Origin of the sequence: Vibrio sp. M250220 (genome assembly GCF_036533795.1) — a bacterium.
Classification (GTDB): Bacteria; Pseudomonadota; Gammaproteobacteria; order Enterobacterales; family Vibrionaceae; genus Vibrio.
The window spans coordinates 22,756-43,243 of record NZ_JATABI010000037.1; the positions used below are offsets into that span (position 1 = coordinate 22,756).

General features: G+C 45.4%; 16 protein-coding genes. 11 read left to right on the plus strand and 5 right to left on the minus strand.

Going from position 1 to position 20,488, the window contains the following annotated elements:
* Positions 1 to 128: 128 nt before the first annotated feature.
* Together prlC and uvrD are read left to right on the plus strand one after the other, a co-directional pair.
* The gene (gene prlC / locus QTN94_RS13335) at positions 129 to 2,171 is read left to right on the plus strand and encodes an oligopeptidase A (protein ID WP_331427900.1); all 2,043 of its coding nucleotides are present in this window, start codon (positions 129 to 131) and stop codon (positions 2,169 to 2,171) included.
* A 296-nt stretch (positions 2,172 to 2,467) separates the two neighbouring features.
* Positions 2,468 to 4,639 (plus strand): DNA helicase II, encoded by a 2,172-nt coding sequence (gene uvrD / locus QTN94_RS13340; protein ID WP_331417633.1) that lies wholly within the window; start codon positions 2,468 to 2,470, stop codon positions 4,637 to 4,639.
* A gap of 710 nt (positions 4,640 to 5,349) precedes the next feature.
* On the opposite strand, the gene QTN94_RS13345 is transcribed toward uvrD, so the two are convergent.
* The 3 genes from QTN94_RS13345 to rarD all read right to left on the minus strand — a co-directional run bounded on the left by QTN94_RS13345 (position 5,350) and on the right by rarD (position 7,874).
* The gene (locus QTN94_RS13345) at positions 5,350 to 6,018 is read right to left on the minus strand and encodes a LysE family translocator (RefSeq protein WP_331417632.1); all 669 of its coding nucleotides are present in this window, start codon (positions 6,016 to 6,018) and stop codon (positions 5,350 to 5,352) included.
* A gap of 74 nt (positions 6,019 to 6,092) precedes the next feature.
* The gene (locus QTN94_RS13350) at positions 6,093 to 6,887 is read right to left on the minus strand and encodes an AraC family transcriptional regulator (protein WP_331427901.1); all 795 of its coding nucleotides are present in this window, start codon (positions 6,885 to 6,887) and stop codon (positions 6,093 to 6,095) included.
* 72 nt (positions 6,888 to 6,959) lie between these two features.
* A complete protein-coding gene (rarD, locus tag QTN94_RS13355) occupies positions 6,960 to 7,874 on the minus strand; it encodes an EamA family transporter RarD (RefSeq protein ID WP_331427902.1) in 915 nt (304 codons plus the stop codon).
* A 163-nt stretch (positions 7,875 to 8,037) separates the two neighbouring features.
* Between rarD and recQ the strand changes: the two genes are divergently transcribed.
* The 3 genes from recQ (at position 8,038) to QTN94_RS13370 (ending at position 11,078) form a co-directional block, all read left to right on the plus strand.
* Positions 8,038 to 9,876, plus strand: a complete 1,839-nt coding sequence (gene recQ, locus QTN94_RS13360) for an ATP-dependent DNA helicase RecQ (RefSeq protein ID WP_331417629.1) — start codon at positions 8,038 to 8,040, stop codon at positions 9,874 to 9,876.
* Positions 9,869 to 10,201 carry a DUF3630 family protein gene (locus QTN94_RS13365; RefSeq protein ID WP_269378098.1) on the plus strand — a complete coding sequence of 111 codons (333 nt, stop codon included), beginning with the start codon at positions 9,869 to 9,871 and terminating at the stop codon, positions 10,199 to 10,201. The genes recQ and QTN94_RS13365 overlap by 8 nt, the downstream gene beginning before the upstream one ends.
* A 208-nt stretch (positions 10,202 to 10,409) precedes the next feature.
* On the plus strand, positions 10,410 to 11,078 hold the full coding sequence (locus tag QTN94_RS13370; protein WP_138971471.1) for a 7-cyano-7-deazaguanine/7-aminomethyl-7-deazaguanine transporter: 669 nt from the start codon (positions 10,410 to 10,412) through the stop codon (positions 11,076 to 11,078).
* A gap of 68 nt (positions 11,079 to 11,146) precedes the next feature.
* Here the strand turns inward: QTN94_RS13370 and gppA are convergent, their stop codons facing one another.
* A complete protein-coding gene (gppA, locus tag QTN94_RS13375; protein WP_331427903.1) occupies positions 11,147 to 12,637 on the minus strand; it encodes a guanosine-5'-triphosphate,3'-diphosphate diphosphatase in 1,491 nt (496 codons plus the stop codon).
* Positions 12,638 to 12,644: 7 nt separating this feature from the next.
* Positions 12,645 to 13,949, minus strand: coding sequence for an ATP-dependent RNA helicase RhlB (rhlB, locus tag QTN94_RS13380; RefSeq protein WP_331417627.1), 1,305 nt, complete (start codon positions 13,947 to 13,949; stop codon positions 12,645 to 12,647).
* Between the two features lie 112 nt (positions 13,950 to 14,061).
* On the opposite strand from rhlB, the gene trxA reads away from it, so the two are divergent.
* The 6 genes from trxA (at position 14,062) to fre (ending at position 19,894) form a co-directional block, all read left to right on the plus strand.
* On the plus strand, positions 14,062 to 14,388 hold the full coding sequence (gene trxA / locus QTN94_RS13385; protein ID WP_138971474.1) for a thioredoxin TrxA: 327 nt from the start codon (positions 14,062 to 14,064) through the stop codon (positions 14,386 to 14,388).
* Between the two features lie 201 nt (positions 14,389 to 14,589).
* Positions 14,590 to 15,849, plus strand: a complete 1,260-nt coding sequence (gene rho, locus QTN94_RS13390) for a transcription termination factor Rho (protein ID WP_138971480.1) — start codon at positions 14,590 to 14,592, stop codon at positions 15,847 to 15,849.
* Between the two features lie 105 nt (positions 15,850 to 15,954).
* Complete coding sequence (locus tag QTN94_RS13395; RefSeq protein WP_331417626.1) at positions 15,955 to 16,950, plus strand: hypothetical protein; 996 nt, start codon at positions 15,955 to 15,957, stop codon at positions 16,948 to 16,950.
* A 93-nt stretch (positions 16,951 to 17,043) separates the two neighbouring features.
* Positions 17,044 to 18,900: a 4-hydroxy-3-polyprenylbenzoate decarboxylase gene (ubiD, locus tag QTN94_RS13400; protein WP_331427904.1), complete on the plus strand. Its 1,857-nt coding sequence runs from the start codon at positions 17,044 to 17,046 to the stop codon at positions 18,898 to 18,900.
* Positions 18,897 to 19,166, plus strand: a complete 270-nt coding sequence (locus QTN94_RS13405) for a 2Fe-2S iron-sulfur cluster-binding protein (RefSeq protein ID WP_269378092.1) — start codon at positions 18,897 to 18,899, stop codon at positions 19,164 to 19,166. The genes ubiD and QTN94_RS13405 overlap by 4 nt, the downstream gene beginning before the upstream one ends.
* 14 nt (positions 19,167 to 19,180) lie before the next feature.
* Entirely contained in the window at positions 19,181 to 19,894 is a 714-nt protein-coding gene (gene fre / locus QTN94_RS13410) for an NAD(P)H-flavin reductase (protein WP_331427905.1), read from the plus strand.
* Positions 19,895 to 20,488: the final 594 nt, after the last annotated feature.

A 20,488-nucleotide genomic window follows, 5' to 3' on the forward strand; every position in this document is an offset into this window, starting at 1 on the left:
GTTACTATTGAAAATTGCTGAACCTACCTATATTTACTATTTAAGACCAATAAGAATTAACACAGACCAACATGCTCTAGATAACCAATTTTATCTAGGTTTGCGTTATCCAAAAAAAGGAATGATTTATGTCGAACCCACTTCTTAACTTTACCGATTTGCCGCCATTTTCTCAGATTAAACCGGAACATGTTAAGCCAGCGGTAGAAAAGGCGATTGCTGATTGCCGCGCTAAAATTGAACAGGTTTTGGCGGGTAATACGGAACCAACATGGGACAACCTTGTTGCGCCGATTGAAGAAGTGGATGATCACTTAAGTCGTATTTGGTCTCCTGTCAGTCATATGAACTCAGTCATGAACAGTGATGAGCTTCGTGACGCGTACGAGAGCTGTCTGCCGCTTTTATCCGAATATGGTACTTGGGTTGGTCAGCACAAAGGTCTGTTTGAAGCGTATAAAGCGATGAAATCGAGTGAAGCTTTTGCTTCGTTAACTCAAGCGCAGAAGAAAACGATCACCGACTCGTTACGCGATTTTGAGTTGTCTGGGATTGGTTTACCAGCCGATGAACAGCATCGCTACGGCGAAATCAGTAAGCGCATGTCTGAGTTAGGGTCGAAGTTCTCCAACAATGTGCTTGATGCCACTATGGGCTGGACTAAGCACATTGAAGATGAAGAACAGTTGGCAGGTATGCCTGAGTCGGCACTGGCGGCAGCCAAAGCCGCTGCTGAAGCGAAAGAGCTGGATGGCTATTTACTGACGTTGGACATTCCATCTTATCTTCCGGTAATGACCTACTGCGACAATCAAGAGCTACGCAAAGAGTTGTATGAAGCCTATGTGACCCGAGCATCAGACCGTGGACCGAAAGCGGGTGAATGGGATAACACTGAAATCATCAATGAGCAATTGAAGCTGCGTTTTGAAATTGCACGTATGCTGGGTTTCAATACCTACAGTGAAAAGTCGTTAGCAACCAAGATGGCAGAAAGTCCGTCGCAAGTCCTTGGCTTCCTCAACGATTTAGCAAGCAAAGCAAAACCTCAGGGTGAGCGAGAGGTTGAAGAGTTACGCCAGTTTGCGAAAAGTGAATTTGGTGTAGATGAGCTGAATTTATGGGATATCGCTTATTACAGTGAGAAACAGAAACAGCATTTGTTCCAGATTTCTGATGAGGAACTGCGTCCTTACTTCCCAGAAGCAAAAGCGGTGAGTGGTCTGTTTGAAGTGCTAAATCGAGTATTCGGCATGACAGTTAAAGAGCGTGAAGGTGTCGACACCTGGCATGAGTCAGTGCGCTTCTTTGATATTTTTGACGCTGATGACCAGCTTCGTGGTAGCTTCTACCTCGATCTGTATGCTCGTGAGCATAAGCGTGGCGGTGCTTGGATGGACGAATGTCGTGTTCGTCGCATCAATGAGCAGGGTGAGCTGCAAACACCGGTTGCTTACCTGACTTGTAACTTTAACCGTCCAGTTGGTGATAAACCTGCACTATTTACTCATGATGAAGTCGTCACCTTGTTCCATGAATTTGGCCACGGTATCCATCATATGTTGACTCAGGTTGAGACTGGCGCGGTCTCTGGCATAAATGGTGTTCCTTGGGATGCTGTGGAACTGCCAAGTCAGTTCTTAGAAAATTGGTGCTGGGAAGAAGAGGCACTCGCCTTTATCTCTGGCCATTTTGAAACGGGTGAACCCTTGCCAAAAGAGATGCTAGAGAAGATGCTAGCAGCGAAAAACTTCCAGTCTGCGATGTTTATTCTTCGTCAGCTAGAATTTGGTTTGTTTGATTTCACTCTGCATACTCAATTTGATCCGGAAATTGGCCCTCGTGTACTTGAAACGCTGGCTGAAGTGAAATCCAAGGTTGCGGTACTACCAAGTCTGGAGTGGAACCGCTTCTCTCACAGCTTTAGCCATATCTTTGCTGGTGGTTACAGTGCGGGTTACTACAGCTACCTATGGGCAGAAGTACTCTCTTCAGATGCGTTTTCTCGTTTTGAAGAAGAGGGAATCTTCAACACTGAAACGGGTAAGAGCTTCCTGAACAATATTCTAGAGATGGGTGGCAGCGAAGAGCCAATGGAACTGTTTAAGCGTTTCCGAGGCCGTGAGCCGCAGATTGACGCATTACTTCGTCATGCGGGTATTTCTGCTTAATAGATCTCAAAAATAACAACGGTATCAATAATGAAGAGCATCGCTGCTGCAGCGATGCTTTTTTTGTTACCATGTCGGCACTCGTCACATGGAGGCAGCAAGTCTTGGGGATTCTTAACTTGGTTATGCCGCTGTTGAGCGAGGTCAATTTGAGATATTTTTATGGTGAAATGGGGCGCATTTCGTCGAGAATCCGTAAAGGTTCAATCAATAGACTGGGTCTACTGCTGCTAGCATCTTGAAGTCACTCGGGTATAATGGTTTTTCATGTATAGATAACCAGTAGCTGAGCCCCCATGGATCCTTCATTACTTCTCGATGGCCTGAACGATAAACAGCGTGAGGCTGTTGCCGCCCCCCTAGAAAATTTACTTGTCCTAGCCGGTGCGGGCAGTGGTAAAACACGTGTGTTAGTTCACCGTATTGCATGGTTGATGTCGGTTGAGCAAGCTTCGCCTTTTTCAATTATGTCGGTCACTTTTACCAATAAAGCGGCAGCAGAAATGCGTGGGCGTATCGAAGAACTGATGATGGGCAGCGCATCTGGAATGTGGAATGGGACTTTCCACGGAATTTGTCACCGTATTCTACGTGCTCACTATTTGGATGCTCAGCTACCTGAAGATTTTCAGATCATTGATAGTGATGATCAGCAACGTTTATTGCGTCGCTTAATCAAGGCACAGAATCTCGATGAGAAGCAGTGGCCAGCTCGCCAAGTAGGCTGGTGGATCAATGGCAAAAAAGATGAGGGTCTACGTCCTAATCACATTGATGCGTACCATGACCCCGTGACAAAAACGTATCTGCAACTCTATACCGCTTATCAAGAGGCTTGTGATAGAGCAGGATTGGTCGACTTTGCCGAAATATTGCTGCGAGCGCATGAGTTACTGCGGGATAAAAAGCATATCCGTGAACACTATCAGGCTCGTTTCAAGCATATTCTGGTCGACGAATTTCAGGATACCAACAACATTCAGTATGCGTGGTTACGCATGATGGCAGGGTCTGAAGCTCATGTAATGATTGTTGGTGATGATGACCAGTCCATTTATGGCTGGCGTGGCGCTAAAATCGAAAATATTGAAAAATTTACTCGTGAGTTCCCTAGCGTTAATACCATTCGCCTTGAGCAGAATTACCGTTCGACAAAAACGATTCTCGAAGCGTCAAATACTCTGATCGCCAATAATACCGAGCGTATGGGCAAAGAGTTGTGGACGGATGGGGTTGAAGGTGAGCCTATTTCTGTTTACTCCGCTTATAACGAGCTGGATGAAGCCCGTTTTGTCGTCAACAAAATTAAAGAGTGGCAAGACAAAGGCGGAGCACTCAACGATGCCGCTATGCTGTACCGCAATAACGCCCAATCGCGTGTGTTAGAAGAAGCGTTAATTCAGGCGGGGCTCCCGTATCGTATTTACGGAGGTATGCGATTCTTCGAGCGCCAAGAGATCAAAGATGCACTTAGCTACCTGCGTTTAATGAGTAATCGAAATGATGACTCAGCCTTCGAGCGAGTGGTCAATACACCGACGCGTGGCCTTGGAGATAAAACACTCGAGACAATTCGCTTTGCTGCACGCGACCGTGGTTGCACCATGTGGGAAGCGAGTATCGCTTTGCTAGACGAAAAAGTACTGGCAGGAAGAGCTGCGGGGGCATTAAGTCGCTTTGTCGAGCTGATTCTTGCGCTTGAAGATGACACATGTGAGATGTCGCTCCATGAGCAAACCGACCACGTCATCAAATACTCTGGTCTGTTCGCAATGTACGAACAGGAGAAAGGCGAGAAGTCCAAGGCTCGTATTGAGAACTTGGAAGAACTTGTCACGGCAACCCGCCAATTTGAAAAGCCAGAAGAAGCGGAAGAAATGACGCTATTGACGGCCTTTTTGACGCACGCCGCTCTAGAGGCTGGTGAAGGTCAGGCTGATGAATTTGATGATGCCGTGCAGCTAATGACGCTGCACAGTGCGAAAGGTCTGGAGTTTCCACTTGTCTTCATGGTTGGTGTCGAAGAGGGTATGTTCCCAAGCCAAATGTCGGTAGAAGAAGCGGGTCGCTTAGAAGAAGAGCGACGTCTTTGCTATGTGGGTATGACCCGTGCAATGGAGAAGCTTTACATCACTTATGCAGAGATGCGCCGCTTATATGGTCAAGACAAGTACCATAAACCATCGCGCTTTATTCGCGAACTACCGGAAACCTGTCTTGATGAAGTGCGTATGAAAGCGCAAGTGAGCCGCCCAGCAAGCTCGGGACGCTTTAGTCAAACCGTGGTCAAAGAGAACTTTAATGAAACAGGCTTTAGCCTAGGTTCTCGAGTGCTTCACCCTAAGTTTGGTGAAGGAACGATCATCAACTTTGAAGGCAGTGGCCCGCAGAGCCGAGTTCAGGTCGCCTTTAATGGTGAAGGGATCAAATGGTTAGTCACTGCTTACGCTAAGTTAGAAAAGCTGTAAAGGTGGCGTTAACTTCATTTATCTTTTGAAGAATAAAGAAAAACCCCGAGGGCTTACGCCCATCGGGGTTATAGTCTTACTCGCAGCAATCCGGCTACTATAGGTGCTCCATGCATCTAATCCTTGATAGTATGCTGACATCCTTCAGCTTAGTCCATTCATCGCCATCCTAGCGGTGTCCTTGACCCTATCCTGGTCTGCTAACAATCCTCGTTAGCTCACTTCGCTTGTTCCCTGAGCGGTGTCCTTTTCATCATCCTGATGATCAGTCCTTGCCTCATCCAGAGGTGTCCATTTCCCATCCTTAGTAGCAACCATCCTAGTTACTATTGCGTCCGTTCAATGTCCAATTTGCTTTCCATGCCGACTATTCATCCTGAATAACCGTATCTTCTTCCTGAAGATTACCTAATCCGTGGTAATTTCCTGTTCCGTGTCAGCATCCTTCCGACAAGGTTCATATTACCGATTCGTAGATGTTCAGCAATACTACGCAAATGTTTTTCCACATAAAAATTCGCTCGAAATTTGTACGTGTCTTTATTTATCAATGGCTTGAGTTGGTTGTGATGTATTTTTCTTAATGAAAAAGTTATTTTTACTTACTCATATGTGAGAGATTTCGCACAAGGTGGTGGGCATTTTGGTACTATTTCCGATATGAGTCTGATGGCAAGGTGTGAGGTTGCTCAAACAATTGTGAGGATGACTCAAAGCTGCGCCAGTAAATTTGATGCTGATTGCCACAAAATACTTAAACCAATCACGCTAAAAATAACACCACATAAGCCATCAATGTAGACAGCAAATGCTTTAACTTTGCGTTGCATACGCTGTGTGGATAGCGCCCAAGCAAGAAAAGAAAACCAAAATAACGACAAACTCCAAAGAATCACTAGGGCAATACCTTTGCCACCTAAAGACATGCCGGCAGGAACTAGGCTCGACATTAAACTGACAAAAAACACCAGCGCCTTGGGATTAAGAATGTTGGTTGCAAAACCACGAGAGAAAGCTTCGCGCTTGTTGGTGAGCAACAAAGAGGAAGACTCGTCCTTCTCGCCTTCGCAATGGTTTCTACGAAAGGCAACGATTGTCGCATTTAGAGCACCGTAACCGAGATAGGTTAAATAGCTGCCACCAGCCAGTTGCAACAGAGCGAACAGAGCCGGCTGCTGGTGAACCAAATAGCTGACACCAGTTAGGCTGAGAATGGAGTGCAGCAAGATGCCAAAAGAGAGGCCGAGAGCGATGTAAAAGCCAGTCTGTCGGCCATAGCGAGTGGCATTTTGGACCACTAAGGCAAAGTCAGGCCCTGGGCTCATCAGCGCAATGAAGTGTACGATGGCAAGAGTGGATAGGATGGTGAGTTCATTCATGACGGTAAATTGATTCGTGATTAATACATCCAGTGTGCCAACAAATTCTTAGCGAGGATTGTAAAAAACTGACACTAGTTAATCTGTGAAGGTGGAACACCAAAAGTTGCTTTGAAGGCTTTACTGAAATGAGCTTGATCGTAGAACCCGACCTGATGAGCCACTTCGGTTGCACTGATACCTGACTTGAGGAGTTTCATTCCTTGTTCCATTCGTAAACGACTTAACCAAGCGTAGGGTGTGATTCCCACTTTTGCTTTGAAATGGCGTTGAAACTGGGTCGGGCTGAGTTGGCACAACTGAGACAACTGTTCGAGTCGAACGGGTTGATCAAGATTATGCATTAAATACTCTTTGAGCGTCGCCATCGACTGATTGCCAAGTGGTACAGCGCGTTTTTGTTCTAGGCTGCCGTAGTGACTAAAGAGCCGTTCAAATCCTTCGTATGGCAAGCAATCTCTCGCGAGTTGGCTGACATCGTCATTCGCTAATAATTGATGAAGCTGCGAGAGTGACTGAAATACTTGAGTGTCCGATACGACGAGTCGGTTGAAGTGAATCAAACTGTTTGGTTGTTTAAGTTGGGCAAGCTTGCTCAACCATTGAGGTTCTAGCGAGAACACTCGAACTTGATAACCGGAATCAAGGGTGGATTGACCATCATGCAGTTCATCGGGAGGCATGATGACTAGCTGGCCTTTGCCGACATGATGTTTTTCGCCTTGATAGTGAAATTTCTGTTCTCCACCGGTAATAAGACCAATATGAAAATCAAGATGATAGTGGCGTGAAAAAGCAAATGACTGATAATTTGCTTCTATCAGGTTTATCTCTTTCTTTTGCGTCGTGTGGTAGTTGACCTTATCCATAGAACAAAAAAAGCTTGGTGATTATTTCACCAAGCTTATAGTTAGTGGTAGAGATTGTCTTGTAAAAAACGATCAGTTGGCTTTAAGAGCTCGTTTTGACTGTTGATTGCTTCTTAATCCATCGACGCTGAAGATCACCAAAGCTCCCCAAATAAAGGCGAACGTAATCGCTTTATCGACGGTAAATGCTTCTCCGTAGACCAATACCGCAAGCAAGAACATCAGGCTTGGTCCAATGTACTGGAAAAAGCCCAGTGTCGATAACTTTAGTCGAGTCGCAGCACCAGTAAAGCAGAGCAGGGGCAGTGTGGTAATAACGCCTGCGGAAATCAGCAATACATTAAGGTTTAGTGGATTTTCCATGATGTTGGATGTTGGCGTATCAGCAATCCACAGCAGATAAATCGCTGCAGCAGGTAGTAGAACCAAGGTCTCAATAAACAGTCCTGTTTGTGCTTCTAGGCTGACTTTTTTGCGCAATAGACCGTAAAAACCAAGGCTCAGAGCTAGCGCAATCGCAACGACTGGAATAGAACCAAAGACAAAGAGCTGTACTAGCACACCGCATGCAGCAAGAGCAACGGCGAACCACTGAAGCTTTCTAAGACGCTCTCCCAGAAATAGCATTCCAAGTAACACGTTAATCAAAGGATTGATGTAGTACCCGAGACTTGCATCGAGCATATGATCAGCATTGACAGCCCAGATGAAGATAAGCCAGTTGGCTCCAACAAGAAGTGCAGTCGTCACCAGATAGAGGAGTTTTTGCTTCGATTTGATGACATCTCGGACATTGCGCCAGCGGCGACCCAAATGGAGCAGGGCAGCAAGTAAGAAAAACGACCAAACGACGCGATGGCTGAGAATTTCTAGTGGAGATACATCTGCCAGAGCCTTGAAATAGATTGGGGCGATACCCCACATGGTGTAAGCACCAATGGCAAGAAAGACACCCTGTTTGGCTCTTTGCTGTTCTTCTGGAGTCATCGACATTACTCGTAATCAGGAAATTTACAAATTGAAACAAGCAGTATACGAATGACTATCAAAATCACCTAACAATTTGCGGTTTTATTCACCGTTAAACCCCACTACAATGTGCCCCTCGCGTTTGACACGCCTTTGCCTTGCAATTCTATTGAGATAATTCATGACCTCGACTCTTTTAGCCCAGCAATCTCCAGCCGAACAGCCGACGCCACAGAGCATCCTAGAAGATGTCTTTGGTTACCAGAGCTTTCGTGATGGTCAGCAAGAAGTGATCGATGCTGCGGTCGCAGGGCTAGACAGTTTAGTGATTATGCCTACTGGTGGCGGTAAATCTTTGTGTTACCAGATCCCCGCTCTAGTGCGCAGTGGAATAACCTTAGTTATCTCGCCGTTGATCTCCTTGATGAAAGATCAGGTTGACCAACTGAAAGCCAACGGCGTGGCGGCTGAGTGTATTAACTCAACGATGCCGCGTGAAGAATTGATCTCCGTCTACAATCGCATGAACTCTGGCGCGATTAAACTTATCTATGTGTCACCCGAGCGAGTATTGATGCGAGATTTTATCGAGCGTCTAGAAGGCTTACCTTTATCTATGATTGCGGTCGATGAGGCGCACTGTATTTCTCAGTGGGGACATGATTTTCGACCGGAATACGCGTCACTGGGTCAACTGAAACAGTACTTTCCTCATCTGCCGGTGATGGCTCTGACTGCAACAGCGGATGATGCGACACGTTCTGATATTACGCAGCGACTTCAACTCAACGACCCCCATGTTTACTTAGGTAGCTTTGACCGACCAAATATTCGTTATACCTTGGTAGAGAAGCACAAACCGATTTCTCAGGTGGTGCGTTTCCTTGAAGAGCAGCGCGGTAATTGTGGGATTATTTATTGTGGCAGCCGTAAAAAAGTCGAAATGGTAACGGAGAAACTGTGCAATAACGGTCTTCGTGCGGCAAGCTACCACGCAGGTTTAGAGGCCGATGAACGCGCCTACGTCCAAGATGCATTTCAACGCGATGATATTCAAATCGTGGTGGCGACAGTCGCATTTGGTATGGGTATCAACAAGCCTAACGTCCGTTTTGTTGTTCACTTTGATATTCCGAGAAACATCGAGTCATATTATCAGGAAACGGGGCGAGCTGGCCGTGATGGCTTACCTGCTGAAGCGATGATGCTTTATGACCCTGCGGATATCAGTTGGCTGCGCCGTATGCTTGATGAAAAGGATGAAGGCCCGCAAAAGCAGGTTGAAGCTCATAAACTCAATGCCATGAGTGCATTCGCTGAAGCGCAAACCTGCCGTCGTCAGGTATTGCTCAATTATTTCGGTGAGTACCGCGACAAACCATGTGGAAACTGCGATATCTGCCTGGATCCACCTAAACACTTTGATGCCACAGAGCAGGCTCAGAAAGCTTTGTCATGTGTCTACCGAGTCAACCAATCCTTTGGGATGGGGTACGTGGTTGAGGTATTACGCGGTATGCAGAATATTCGTATCCGTGAAAATGGCCACGATAAGTTGTCAACTTATGGTCTGGGACGAGAAAATAGCCATGACTACTGGGTCAGTGTCTTTCGTCAACTGATTCACAAAGGATTGCTATTTCAAAATATCACCCGTAATTCGACGTTGCAGCTCACTGAAGAAGCTCGTCCGTTGCTACGCGGTGAAATGTCCTTGGAGTTGGCCGTTCCGCGTCTTGATACCGCCGCTCGCGCGGCGAAATCCGATAAATTATCGAGCAAAAACTACGATAAAAAGCTGTTTGCTAAATTACGCAGATTACGTAAGTCCATTGCCGACGAAGATGGCTTACCGCCATATGTTGTCTTTAGCGATGCCACCTTGATTGATATGGCGGAAATATTACCGACGTCGTATGGCGAAATGTTGGCTGTAAATGGGGTAGGGCAACGCAAATTAGAGAAATATGCAGATCCATTTTTAGATTTAATTCAGGAGCATTTGACCCACCATGGCTGAAAATCTCATCACTAATGAGCAACAAACGGAGTTTGGCCTGCATACTTATCTGGCCGATGAAGGTCGTATTATCATTCGTTCTCCTCGCTTTGATTTTGATAGTTTTCCCGATTTAGCTCAGCGAATGCTCCAGCTACTCTCGGCTACTGTGGTTGAAAAACAGTGGGATGCGGACATTCACTCTTGGTTGATTGATTTTGAAGGTTGTCAATTGTTCCTCAAGTCTGAACACTACAGCGAAAGTCTATGGCTAGAAGCGCTTTCTATCGAAGAGAGCAAAGAAGAGTTGGATTTCCTCGCTTCACTATTTGAACGTGGTTTCTAAGAAAAAAGAACACGTCAACGATTGCTCGAAAACTCATGCTTGCGGCGATGATTGGTTAATGTATAATCGCCCGCCGCGATATTGTTCACGTTTTATATGGTCAATATCGAGAATTTTTTCATTACATTGTTGGTAAGGCGACTTTCGTTATTACGTAAGTGGTCGATTTGGGTTCCCTCACCCCCAAACCAAACTAAAAAGGTATCGCATGAGTAACTTTACCCCTGCGCAGCAGCGCAAAGCCCTTTTATTATTAGTCCTGTTCCACCTAGTGATTATTGCTTCCAGCAATTACTTGGTTCAGCTACCTTTCACCGTCTTTGGTTTCCATACCACTTGGGGTGCATTCACTTTCCCATTTATCTTTTTGGCAACGGATCTCACTGTGCGCGTTTTCGGTGCTCAGCTTGCGCGAAAAATTATTTTTCTAGTGATGCTTCCTGCGTTAGCGGTCTCTTACGCTTTGTCGGTATTGTTCTTTGAAGGGCAGTTCCAAGGTCTTGCACATCTTGGCGAGTTTAATCTATTCGTCGCTCGTATCGCGATTGCGAGCTTTATGGCTTATCTACTCGGTCAGATCTTAGATGTTCATGTGTTCAATCGTCTGCGTCAGATGAAACAGTGGTGGGTTGCTCCTACGTGTTCGACTTTGTTTGGTAATGCGCTCGATACCATTGCCTTCTTTGCGATTGCGTTTTACCAAAGCCCTGATCCATTTATGGCTGAACACTGGACTGAAATTGCGCTGGTGGATTATGGATTTAAGCTGGTGATCAGTTTAGGTCTGTTTGTTCCAATGTATGGTGTGCTACTTAACTACCTAGTGAAAAAACTGACGGCGGTTAACCCTGAGTTTAAAGTGGTTGGAGCCAACTGATTTCAGTCTGGAAAGATAAAAAAAAGCCCGAGTGATGATGTCTCTCGGGCTTTTTATTGATTCGAAGATCAGTATTCAACAATCGATAAAGGCCAGCCGATATCACTTTGACGGTTAGCTTCAATCTCAAGTTCTGCGGCGGTCAATGGGTTGGCTTTTAGCCATTCAGATTTGATAGTCAGTGTTAGCTGGTCATCATTAGAACCAAAGGTAATGTTTGGCTCAAGATCAGGATTACGGCGATGAGTAAGCAAAACCGCTAAGCGTAACAGGCGCAATACCCGTTTGGCGCTTGAACCTGAAAGAGCGTGTTGCTCTGGCAAAGAAGTTAGCTGCTCACGATAACGTCGTGCCAGTTCACCTAATAGGTGTTTTTGCGCTCGAGTGTAACCAGGTAGGTCAAGTTGCTGAAGTAGATAAGCGCTATGCTCACCACCTTTCTTATAGTCGATGGTCAAACCGATTTCATGTAGCTTGGCGGCTGTCTCTAATAGGACTTTTGCTTGTGCCTCAGTTATCCAGTCAGGCTGACATTCTGCCAGTAGTCTTGCTGCCATGTCGGCAACTTGCTGACCATAATCAACATCAAGCTGATAACGACTTTGAACACTGCAAATAGTGCGTGCACGAATATCGTCTTGCTTTAGTTCATCCACCATCTCATAGACCAAACCTTCGCGTAGAGCACCGCCAGCAAGCGTCATGGACTCGATTTCTAACAGCTCGAAGATTGCTATCAAGATCGATAGACCACTTGGGAATACCAAGGCGCGTTCTAAAGTTAATCCTTCAATTTCTAGCTCTTCGAGGTGATCTGCCATCATGGCTTGTTTCTGCAAACGCTTGAGTTTGGAGTGGGTGATGACTTCGTCCATACCTTGCGCCAGCATAATCTCCTGAAGAGCTTGAACGGTACCTGAAGCACCAACACAAACATCCCATCCAATTTTCGTGTACTGCTGCAAGATTGGTTGTAAGGTCTCTTTAGCGGCTTGAATCGCGTTGTTGAAATTGCTTACCGTCAGCTGGCGATCTTTAAAATGACGCTCCAACCAAGTGACGCAGCCCATTTTCAGACTAGTCAATGCTTTGGCTTCAAAGCCTTCTCCGATAATGAGCTCGGTGCTGGCACCGCCAATATCTACCACTAAGCGACGGCCGCTACCCCCTGACGTGTGCGCAACACCTTTATAGATTGTTGCAGCTTCCTCTTCACCACAGATGACTTCGATTTTGTGGCCGAGGATCTGGTTGGCTTTCTCAAGAAAAACATCCACATTTGTCGCTGTTCGTAGTGTTGCCGTACCAACAATACGGATGTTTTCCTTGTCGATATCTTGAAGTCGTTCAGCAAAAAGACTCAAGCAGTCCCATCCGCGTTGCATGGCTTCTAGACTTAGCGAGTTATTGTCGCTTAAGCCAGCCGCAAGACGAACTTTGCGTTTTATTTTAGCCATAGTTTGAACGCTGCCATCAATATGACGCACAACGAGCATATGAAAACTGTTCGACCCGAGGTCGATGGCTGCGTATAGCGGAGATGAAACTGCTTGGCTCATAGACGACTTAAGAATCCTTTTGTTGGCGTGGACGAGAGCGATGGTTCGAACGACGATTTCCTGATCTCGAACCTCCAGTGTTCGTACGACGTTGCTGCTGCGGACGGTTTGAACGCATGCGAATAGGTGCTGGTAGATCTTGGATCAAAGCACTAGGGTCGTAATCAGAAACAGGAATAGAGTGTTCGATATACTCTTCAATTGGTGGAAGGTTAATTGCGTAATCTTCACACGCGAAACTAATAGAGTGACCGCTTGCGCCTGCTCGACCAGTACGACCGATACGGTGTACGTAATCTTCGCAGTCGTCAGGTAGATCAAAGTTGAATACGTGCGTCACTTGTGGAATATGAAGACCACGTGCAGCAACGTCGGTTGCAACAAGTAAGTCAACTTCACCAAGCGTAAATTGCTCTAAGATACGCTCACGTTTCTTCTGTGGAACATCACCCGTTAGCAGGCCTACTCGGTGTCCGTCTGCTGCAAGATGGCCCCAGACTGATTCACACTTATGTTTAGTGTTTGCAAAGATGATTGCACGATCTGGCCACTCTTCTTCAATAAGCGTCTGAAGCAGAGCCATTTTGTGTTCGTTGGATGGGTAGAACAGTTCTTCCTGAATACGGTGACCTGTTTTCACATTTGGCTCAACAACAACGTGCTCTGGATTATGCATATGCTCGAACGCCAGCTCTTGAACACGGTAAGACAGTGTTGCAGAGAACAGCATATTCAAACGTTCTTTTGGCTCAGGCATGCGACGGAACAAGAAACGAATATCTTTAATAAAACCAAGATCGAACATGCGATCAGCTTCGTCTAAAACGACAGCTTGGATGTTGTTTAGGTTAAATACACGTTGCTTGTAAAAATCGATAATACGACCGGTTGTACCGATCAGGATATCGACACCATTCTCAAGCGTTGCTAATTGCTTATCGTAGCTTTCGCCACCATAAGCGAGTGCAGCTTTGATACCAGTACTAGCGATCAAAGGTTCTGCATCGTTGTAAATCTGAATAGCCAGTTCACGCGTTGGAGCCATAATAATTGCTCTAGGCTGATTTGGCTTGCGACCCTCATGTTCAGGCGTCGTCAGTAAGTGGTTAAAAGTAGCAGTAAGGAAAGCCAATGTCTTACCTGTACCCGTTTGGGCTTGTCCTGCGATGTCTTGGCCGGTGAGCAGTACCGGCAACGCCAAAGCTTGGATTGGGGTACAAAAATCGAACCCTTTTTTCTCCAAACCTTCAGTAATTTTAGGGTGTAAACCTAAATCGGCGAACTTTTGCTCTGTGATATGCGTCTTTTTCATTGCTATAGAATATCAGCTTACACTTGCAATACGGAAGTAAATACATTCCAATAGGGCATCTAAATACTGGTTATCATCCAACCAGTTCCGAAAAAACACATTGGAGTGGAAGATGAGTGATAAGATTTTGCAGCTAACTGATGACGGTTTTGAAGCCGATGTAATTAACGCTGCAGGCCCAGTTCTTGTAGATTTTTGGGCAGAATGGTGTGGTCCATGTAAGATGATCGCGCCTATTTTGGACGAAATCGCTGACGAGTACGAAGGCAAACTCACTATCGGTAAACTAAATATCGACCAAAACGCAGGTACTCCACCTAAGTTTGGTATTCGTGGTATCCCAACGTTGCTTCTATTCAAAGATGGTAACGTGGCTGCAACGAAAGTAGGTGCGCTATCAAAAACTCAACTAAAAGAGTTCTTGGACGCAAACCTATAATCAGTTACCCAATAAGGCCGTGCATTTTATCTAATGCACGGTTTTGTTTTTGAACACCAACAAAATCTAGACTAGGCTAGTATTTAGTGCTAGTTTATCGCACGTTAAATAAACAAGTTTCTCTTCTTGGTCGATCCTGTGACCAAATCCATCTTAACCAAAAAAACAGATCCTATTTTGACTAAACAAGTATCCACCACCATGAATCTAACAGAACTGAAGAACAGACCTGTGTCTGATCTTGTCAAACTTGGCGAGAGCTTAGGCCTTGAAAACCTTGCGCGCCTAAGAAAACAAGACATTATCTTCGCGATCCTTAAAGCGCACGCGAAAAGCGGTGAAGATATTTTTGGCGACGGGGTTCTGGAAATACTTCAAGACGGCTTTGGTTTCTTACGTAGTGCGGATAGTTCGTACTTAGCTGGCCCAGACGATATTTATGTATCACCAAGCCAGATCCGTCGCTTTAACTTACGTACAGGTGACTCTATTGCCGGTAAAATTCGTCCACCTAAAGACGGTGAACGTTATTTTGCACTTTTAAAAGTCAATACAGTTAACGATGACAAACCAGACAACGCGCGTAACAAGATTCTATTTGAAAACTTGACGCCACTACACGCTAACGAGCGTATGGTGATGGAGCGTGGTAACGGTTCGACAGAAGATATTACTGCTCGTGTTCTAGACCTTGCTTCGCCAATCGGTAAAGGCCAGCGTGGTCTGATTGTAGCGCCACCTAAAGCGGGTAAAACAATGCTGCTGCAAAACATTGCACAGAGCATTGCTTACAATCACCCAGAGTGTGTGCTGATGGTTCTTCTTATTGATGAACGTCCAGAAGAAGTAACTGAGATGCAACGCCTAGTTAAAGGTGAAGTGGTTGCATCAACGTTTGATGAGCCAGCGTCTCGTCACGTTCAGGTTGCTGAAATGGTTATCGAAAAAGCGAAACGTCTTGTTGAACACAAGAAAGACGTTGTAATCCTGCTTGATTCGATTACTCGTCTAGCACGTGCGTACAACACAGTTGTTCCTTCATCAGGTAAAGTTCTGACTGGTGGTGTTGATGCTAACGCATTGCACCGTCCTAAGCGCTTCTTCGGTGCAGCTCGTAACGTAGAAGAGGGCGGAAGCCTAACTATTCTAGCAACGGCACTTGTGGATACGGGTTCTAAGATGGACGAAGTTATCTACGAAGAGTTTAAAGGTACAGGTAACATGGAAATACACCTGAACCGTAAGATTGCAGAAAAACGCGTTTTCCCAGCGATTGACTTCAACCGCTCAGGTACTCGTCGTGAAGAGTTGCTAACTAAGAACGAAGAGCTACAGAAAATGTGGATCCTACGTAAGATTGTTCATCCAATGGGTGAAACCGATGCGATGGAATTCCTAATCGATAAGCTTGCTATGACCAAGACGAATGATGAATTCTTTGACGCGATGCGTCGTCAATAAGCATTAAATGATCTTGATAAACGCCACCTTTGCTAGGTGGCGTTTTTGTTTGCATTATCCAGTGATTGCGAGCACAATGGATTGAAATGTTACAAGGAGGTTAACATGCAACAAGGAATGTTGTCGTCGGTACTCCTGTCTGTCTTGATACTGCTTGGGGTTCCGCCTGTCACTGCAACTGAGATGCAGCCGCAGCGTATAGAACAATGGCTTCAAGAGCCACAAGTGCATGATAAAGTGGCTGAGCTACTCTCTTTGGCTATCGAAGATGATATTGATGGCCTTAACTTCGCTCTACAAAGACTCTCACTTCCTGTCCAAGAAGTGTCTCGTTATCTATTGCTCAAAAAGATTGAAGACCAAAACCTGATCATGACGCCTAAAATGGCGCTGTTTGTTGAGCAACAAAAATCAATGGTGCCTACCTATCAGCTCCTAGAAAGAGGTGAGGGCTATGAGTTTACGGTGCCTGCTTTCAACTATCCTGCCATCGCCAATCGACTGTTAAAACAATGGCACCAAGACCAATCCACACTGGCATTCGTATTAGAGGCAGAAAGAGGAGAGTTGGTTCTTAAGCAATGGTTACAAGGAAGTGAATATCAGGTTCAGGCTCGAGAAGCTTTGCTGATTAGAGAGCTCGATAGCCTATCACCAGAAGCCATTACTCGTCTTTGCCAACAGCTGACTCGTGAAGCGGTAATCAGCTGGCTGCCATCTTCGGCGGTAATGGTTCGTCTAGCGCAAGTAAGTGAAGATCCAGAAGTGTATAAGTTGCTCTGGTTAATGAAGGCAGACTTTAACAGTGAATCTGAATTGGTTCGCTTAGCTAAGGTTGGTAATGATTTTTCGCTAAATCAGGTGATCCAAGCTACGCAGAATCCGAGCTTGAAAGAAGCTGCAATTACAGAGTTGACCAAGATAAGACCGATGTCTAAAGAGGTAAAAGAGTTTTTAATTACTCGAATGGCGATTTCTGATGATGCGAGATTTATTGCTGGCGAGTTAGCTCGTCAGGGTTACTCATCTTGGCTAGAAGAGTTGGCTAGTACCAACCAACAAGTAAACAGTCGAGCAATTTTAACTGTTATCGGCCAGTAATCATTGATGAAATAACCACATAAAAAAGAGGGATCGGTCGATTCCTCTTTTTTGTTATACTGCATGCAGATTAACCAGCCCATTAGTAGGCCTATGAGTTTTAAGGATTTACGCGATTTTATCGCTCATCTAGAGCAAGAAGGGAAGCTGAAACGAATTTCCCATCCTGTTGACCCTCACTATGAAATGACAGAGATCAGCGATCGAACGCTTAGAGCGGGTGGTCCTGCACTGTTGTTTGAAAATCCCATTGGCTATGACATGCCAGTCTTAACCAACCTATTTGGCACACCGGAACGAGTGGCTATTGGTATGGGACGTCAGGATGTCAAAGAGTTGCGAGAAGTTGGAAAGTTGCTTGCGTATCTAAAAGAGCCTGAGCCGCCTAAAGGCTTTAAAGACGCACTCGATAAGTTGCCGGTCTTCAAACAAGTGCTGAACATGCCCGCTAAACGCTTGCGCAAGGCACCGTGTCAGGAGATCGTTTGGCAGGGTGACGATGTTGATCTTGATAAAATTCCAGTAATGAGTTGCTGGCAAGATGATGTGGCGCCATTGCTTACTTGGGGGTTGACCGTTACTAAAGGGCCAAATAAAAAACGCCAAAACTTAGGTATCTATCGCCAACAGAAAATAGCGAAGAACAAAATTATCATGCGCTGGTTAGCGCATCGCGGTGGTGCTTTAGACCTACGTGATTGGATGGAAACTCATCCAGGTAAACCCTTCCCTGTATCCGTTGCCTTTGGTGCAGATCCTGCGACTATCTTAGGTGCGGTAACGCCTGTACCAGATACTTTATCTGAGTATGCGTTTGCCGGTCTGCTACGTGGGAAGAAGACAGAAGTGGTGAAATCACTCAGCAATGATCTTGAAGTTCCTGCTAGTGCTGAAATCGTCATGGAGGGCTACATTGATCCGAACGAGTTTGCCGATGAAGGGCCGTACGGTGATCATACTGGATACTATAACGAAAAGGAAAAGCACCACGTCTTTACCATTACTCATATCAGTATGCGCAGAGACGCCATTTATCACAGTACTTACACAGGTCGTCCGCCAGATGAACCTGCCGTATTAGGTGTCGCTCTCAACGAAGTCTTTGTACCGATACTGCAAAAACAGTTCCCTGAGATAGAAGATTTCTATCTGCCACCTGAGGGCTGTTCATATCGAATGGCAGTAGTGACGATGAAGAAACAATATCCAGGTCATGCTAAGCGAGTCATGATGGGAGTGTGGTCGTTCCTACGTCAGTTCATGTATACCAAATTCGTTATTGTATGCGATGAAAAGGTGAACGCACGCGACTGGAATCAAGTCGTTGAAGCGATGACGCAGCATATGGAGCCGACTCGTGATACCTTGTTTATCGAAAATACACCCATCGACTCATTAGATTTTGCGTCTCCGGTTATTGGCCTAGGCTCTAAGATGGGGCTCGACGCAACAATTAAATGGGATGCAGAACTTGCATCATCGCAGGGTAGCGAGAGTCAGCATACCGCACTTGATGAGGCGGCGATTGCCGCATTTATCGACAGCCACCCTGAAGTCGTTGATTTCTATATTCCAGAGAAAGCACGTAACAACGGCTTTGCCATCGTAACGATGAAAAAGACGCGTTCAGGCCAATCGCAAGAACTCGCCCAGAAAGTAGAAGACTACTTATTGCAGCATGGGGAACCTAAGTTTGTCATTCTTAGCGATCAAGATGTCAACGCCAAAGACTGGAACGATATTATTTGGGCTGTCACGACACGTATGGATCCTGCTCGTGATACCAAACAAGTTCAGCAAACGGATAAATACCCTTCTCGACTTGTTCTTGATGCAACCAATAAGATTGAAGGTGAGGAAGTCGTGCGAGAATGGGGTACACCTATCAAGAAAGATCGACAACTTGTGGCGAAAATCGATGCGTTTTGGGATAAGTTGAGTATTCTATGAGTCATTCCGTCATTCTGCTTCCAGACAATATACAATTTGAAGTACAGAATGGACAAACGGTGTTGGAAGCCGCGCTCAACAATAACATTCGCTTCCCCCACCGCTGCCAGGTTGGCGCATGCGCCGCCTGTTTATGTCGTAAACTCGAAGGGAAAGTCTCTTATCACCTGGAACCAATGCTCACAGAGAAAGAGCAACAGCAGGGTTGGATATTTGCCTGCCAAGCCTTCGCAGAAAGTAGATTAGTGCTTACTTTTGAAGAGTAAGCGAGAGGAAGACCATGACTATTCAATGCAAAGTAAAGTCAATTCAGCCGTTGGCTTGCAATACTTACCAGATCTTATTACATCCAGAGAGCCCTGTTAGCTTTAAAGCTGGTCAATATCTAATGGTTGTAATGGGAGAAAAAGACAAACGCCCATTTTCAATCGCCAGCAGCCCATGCCGACATGAAGGAGAATTAGAACTTCATATTGGTGCTGCCGAGCACAACGCTTATGCGCAGGAAGTTGTCGAAGCAATGAAAGCAGCAATGGAAAATGATGGCGAAGTGACAATAGACGCGCCTCATGGTGATGCGTGGGTGAGAGAAGCGAGTGAACGACCAATGTTGCTCATTGCTGGTGGCACAGGCTTTAGTTACGTTCGTTCAATCCTAGATCATTGCTTGGCTCAAAATCGAGAGAACGAAATCCATCTATACTGGGGTGGGCGTGATGAACGCCAACTTTATGCAAAACAAGAATTAGAAGAGATTGCTAGCAAGAACAGCCATGTTCACTTTATCCCTGTTGTAGAAGACGCTGGGCAAGAGTGGCAAGGGAAGGTTGGTAATGTCTTACAAGCAGTTGCTCAAGACTTCGAGTCGCTTGCACAGTACGACATCTATATAGCGGGACGCTTTGAAATGGCAGGCGCAGCGCGAGAACAATTCACGCTTAACAAGCAGGCGTTAGCTGAAAACATGTTTGCTGATGCGTATGCCTTTATCTAAAACCTAGATAAGATGGTTAAAAAGGGAGCGTTTCGCTCCCTTTTTTAATGGTTTTGAATATAAATTCAGCGAACGGTCTCTTTTTTCAGTTTAATTTGAAAAAGGGCTTGCGCTTAAAACTCAACTCCCTATAATGCGCATCCACTGACACGGCAGACGCCACAAGGCCTCAGCGGTAAATCAGTAAAGCCAACTAGCAAAATTTCGAATTGAAAAGTTTGAAATAAAAAATTCAAAAAAGTGTTTGACACTTAGAATTGAAACGCTAGAATGGCTGCCTCTTCCGAAGTGACATTGGTCACAAAGAAGGGGAGCTCTTTAACAATATAAACCTATCAATCTGTGTGGGCACTCGTTGATGATAATCCAATTAGAAATTTCTCTAAATAAAGAGGGGTTTCAAATTAGGTTTCAATGAAACGAAGTGACCAAACAAGACTTCTTCTGGAAACATTAGAGGACTTGGCACAGTCAATTCATTATCGTTCTGTTGGAACGATAATAGCTTTAAAATTACATGTTTATGTTTTCATAAATATGAGTTTTGAAGTCAGTATTCATTGAGCCGAACAAAATCTTAAATTGAAGAGTTTG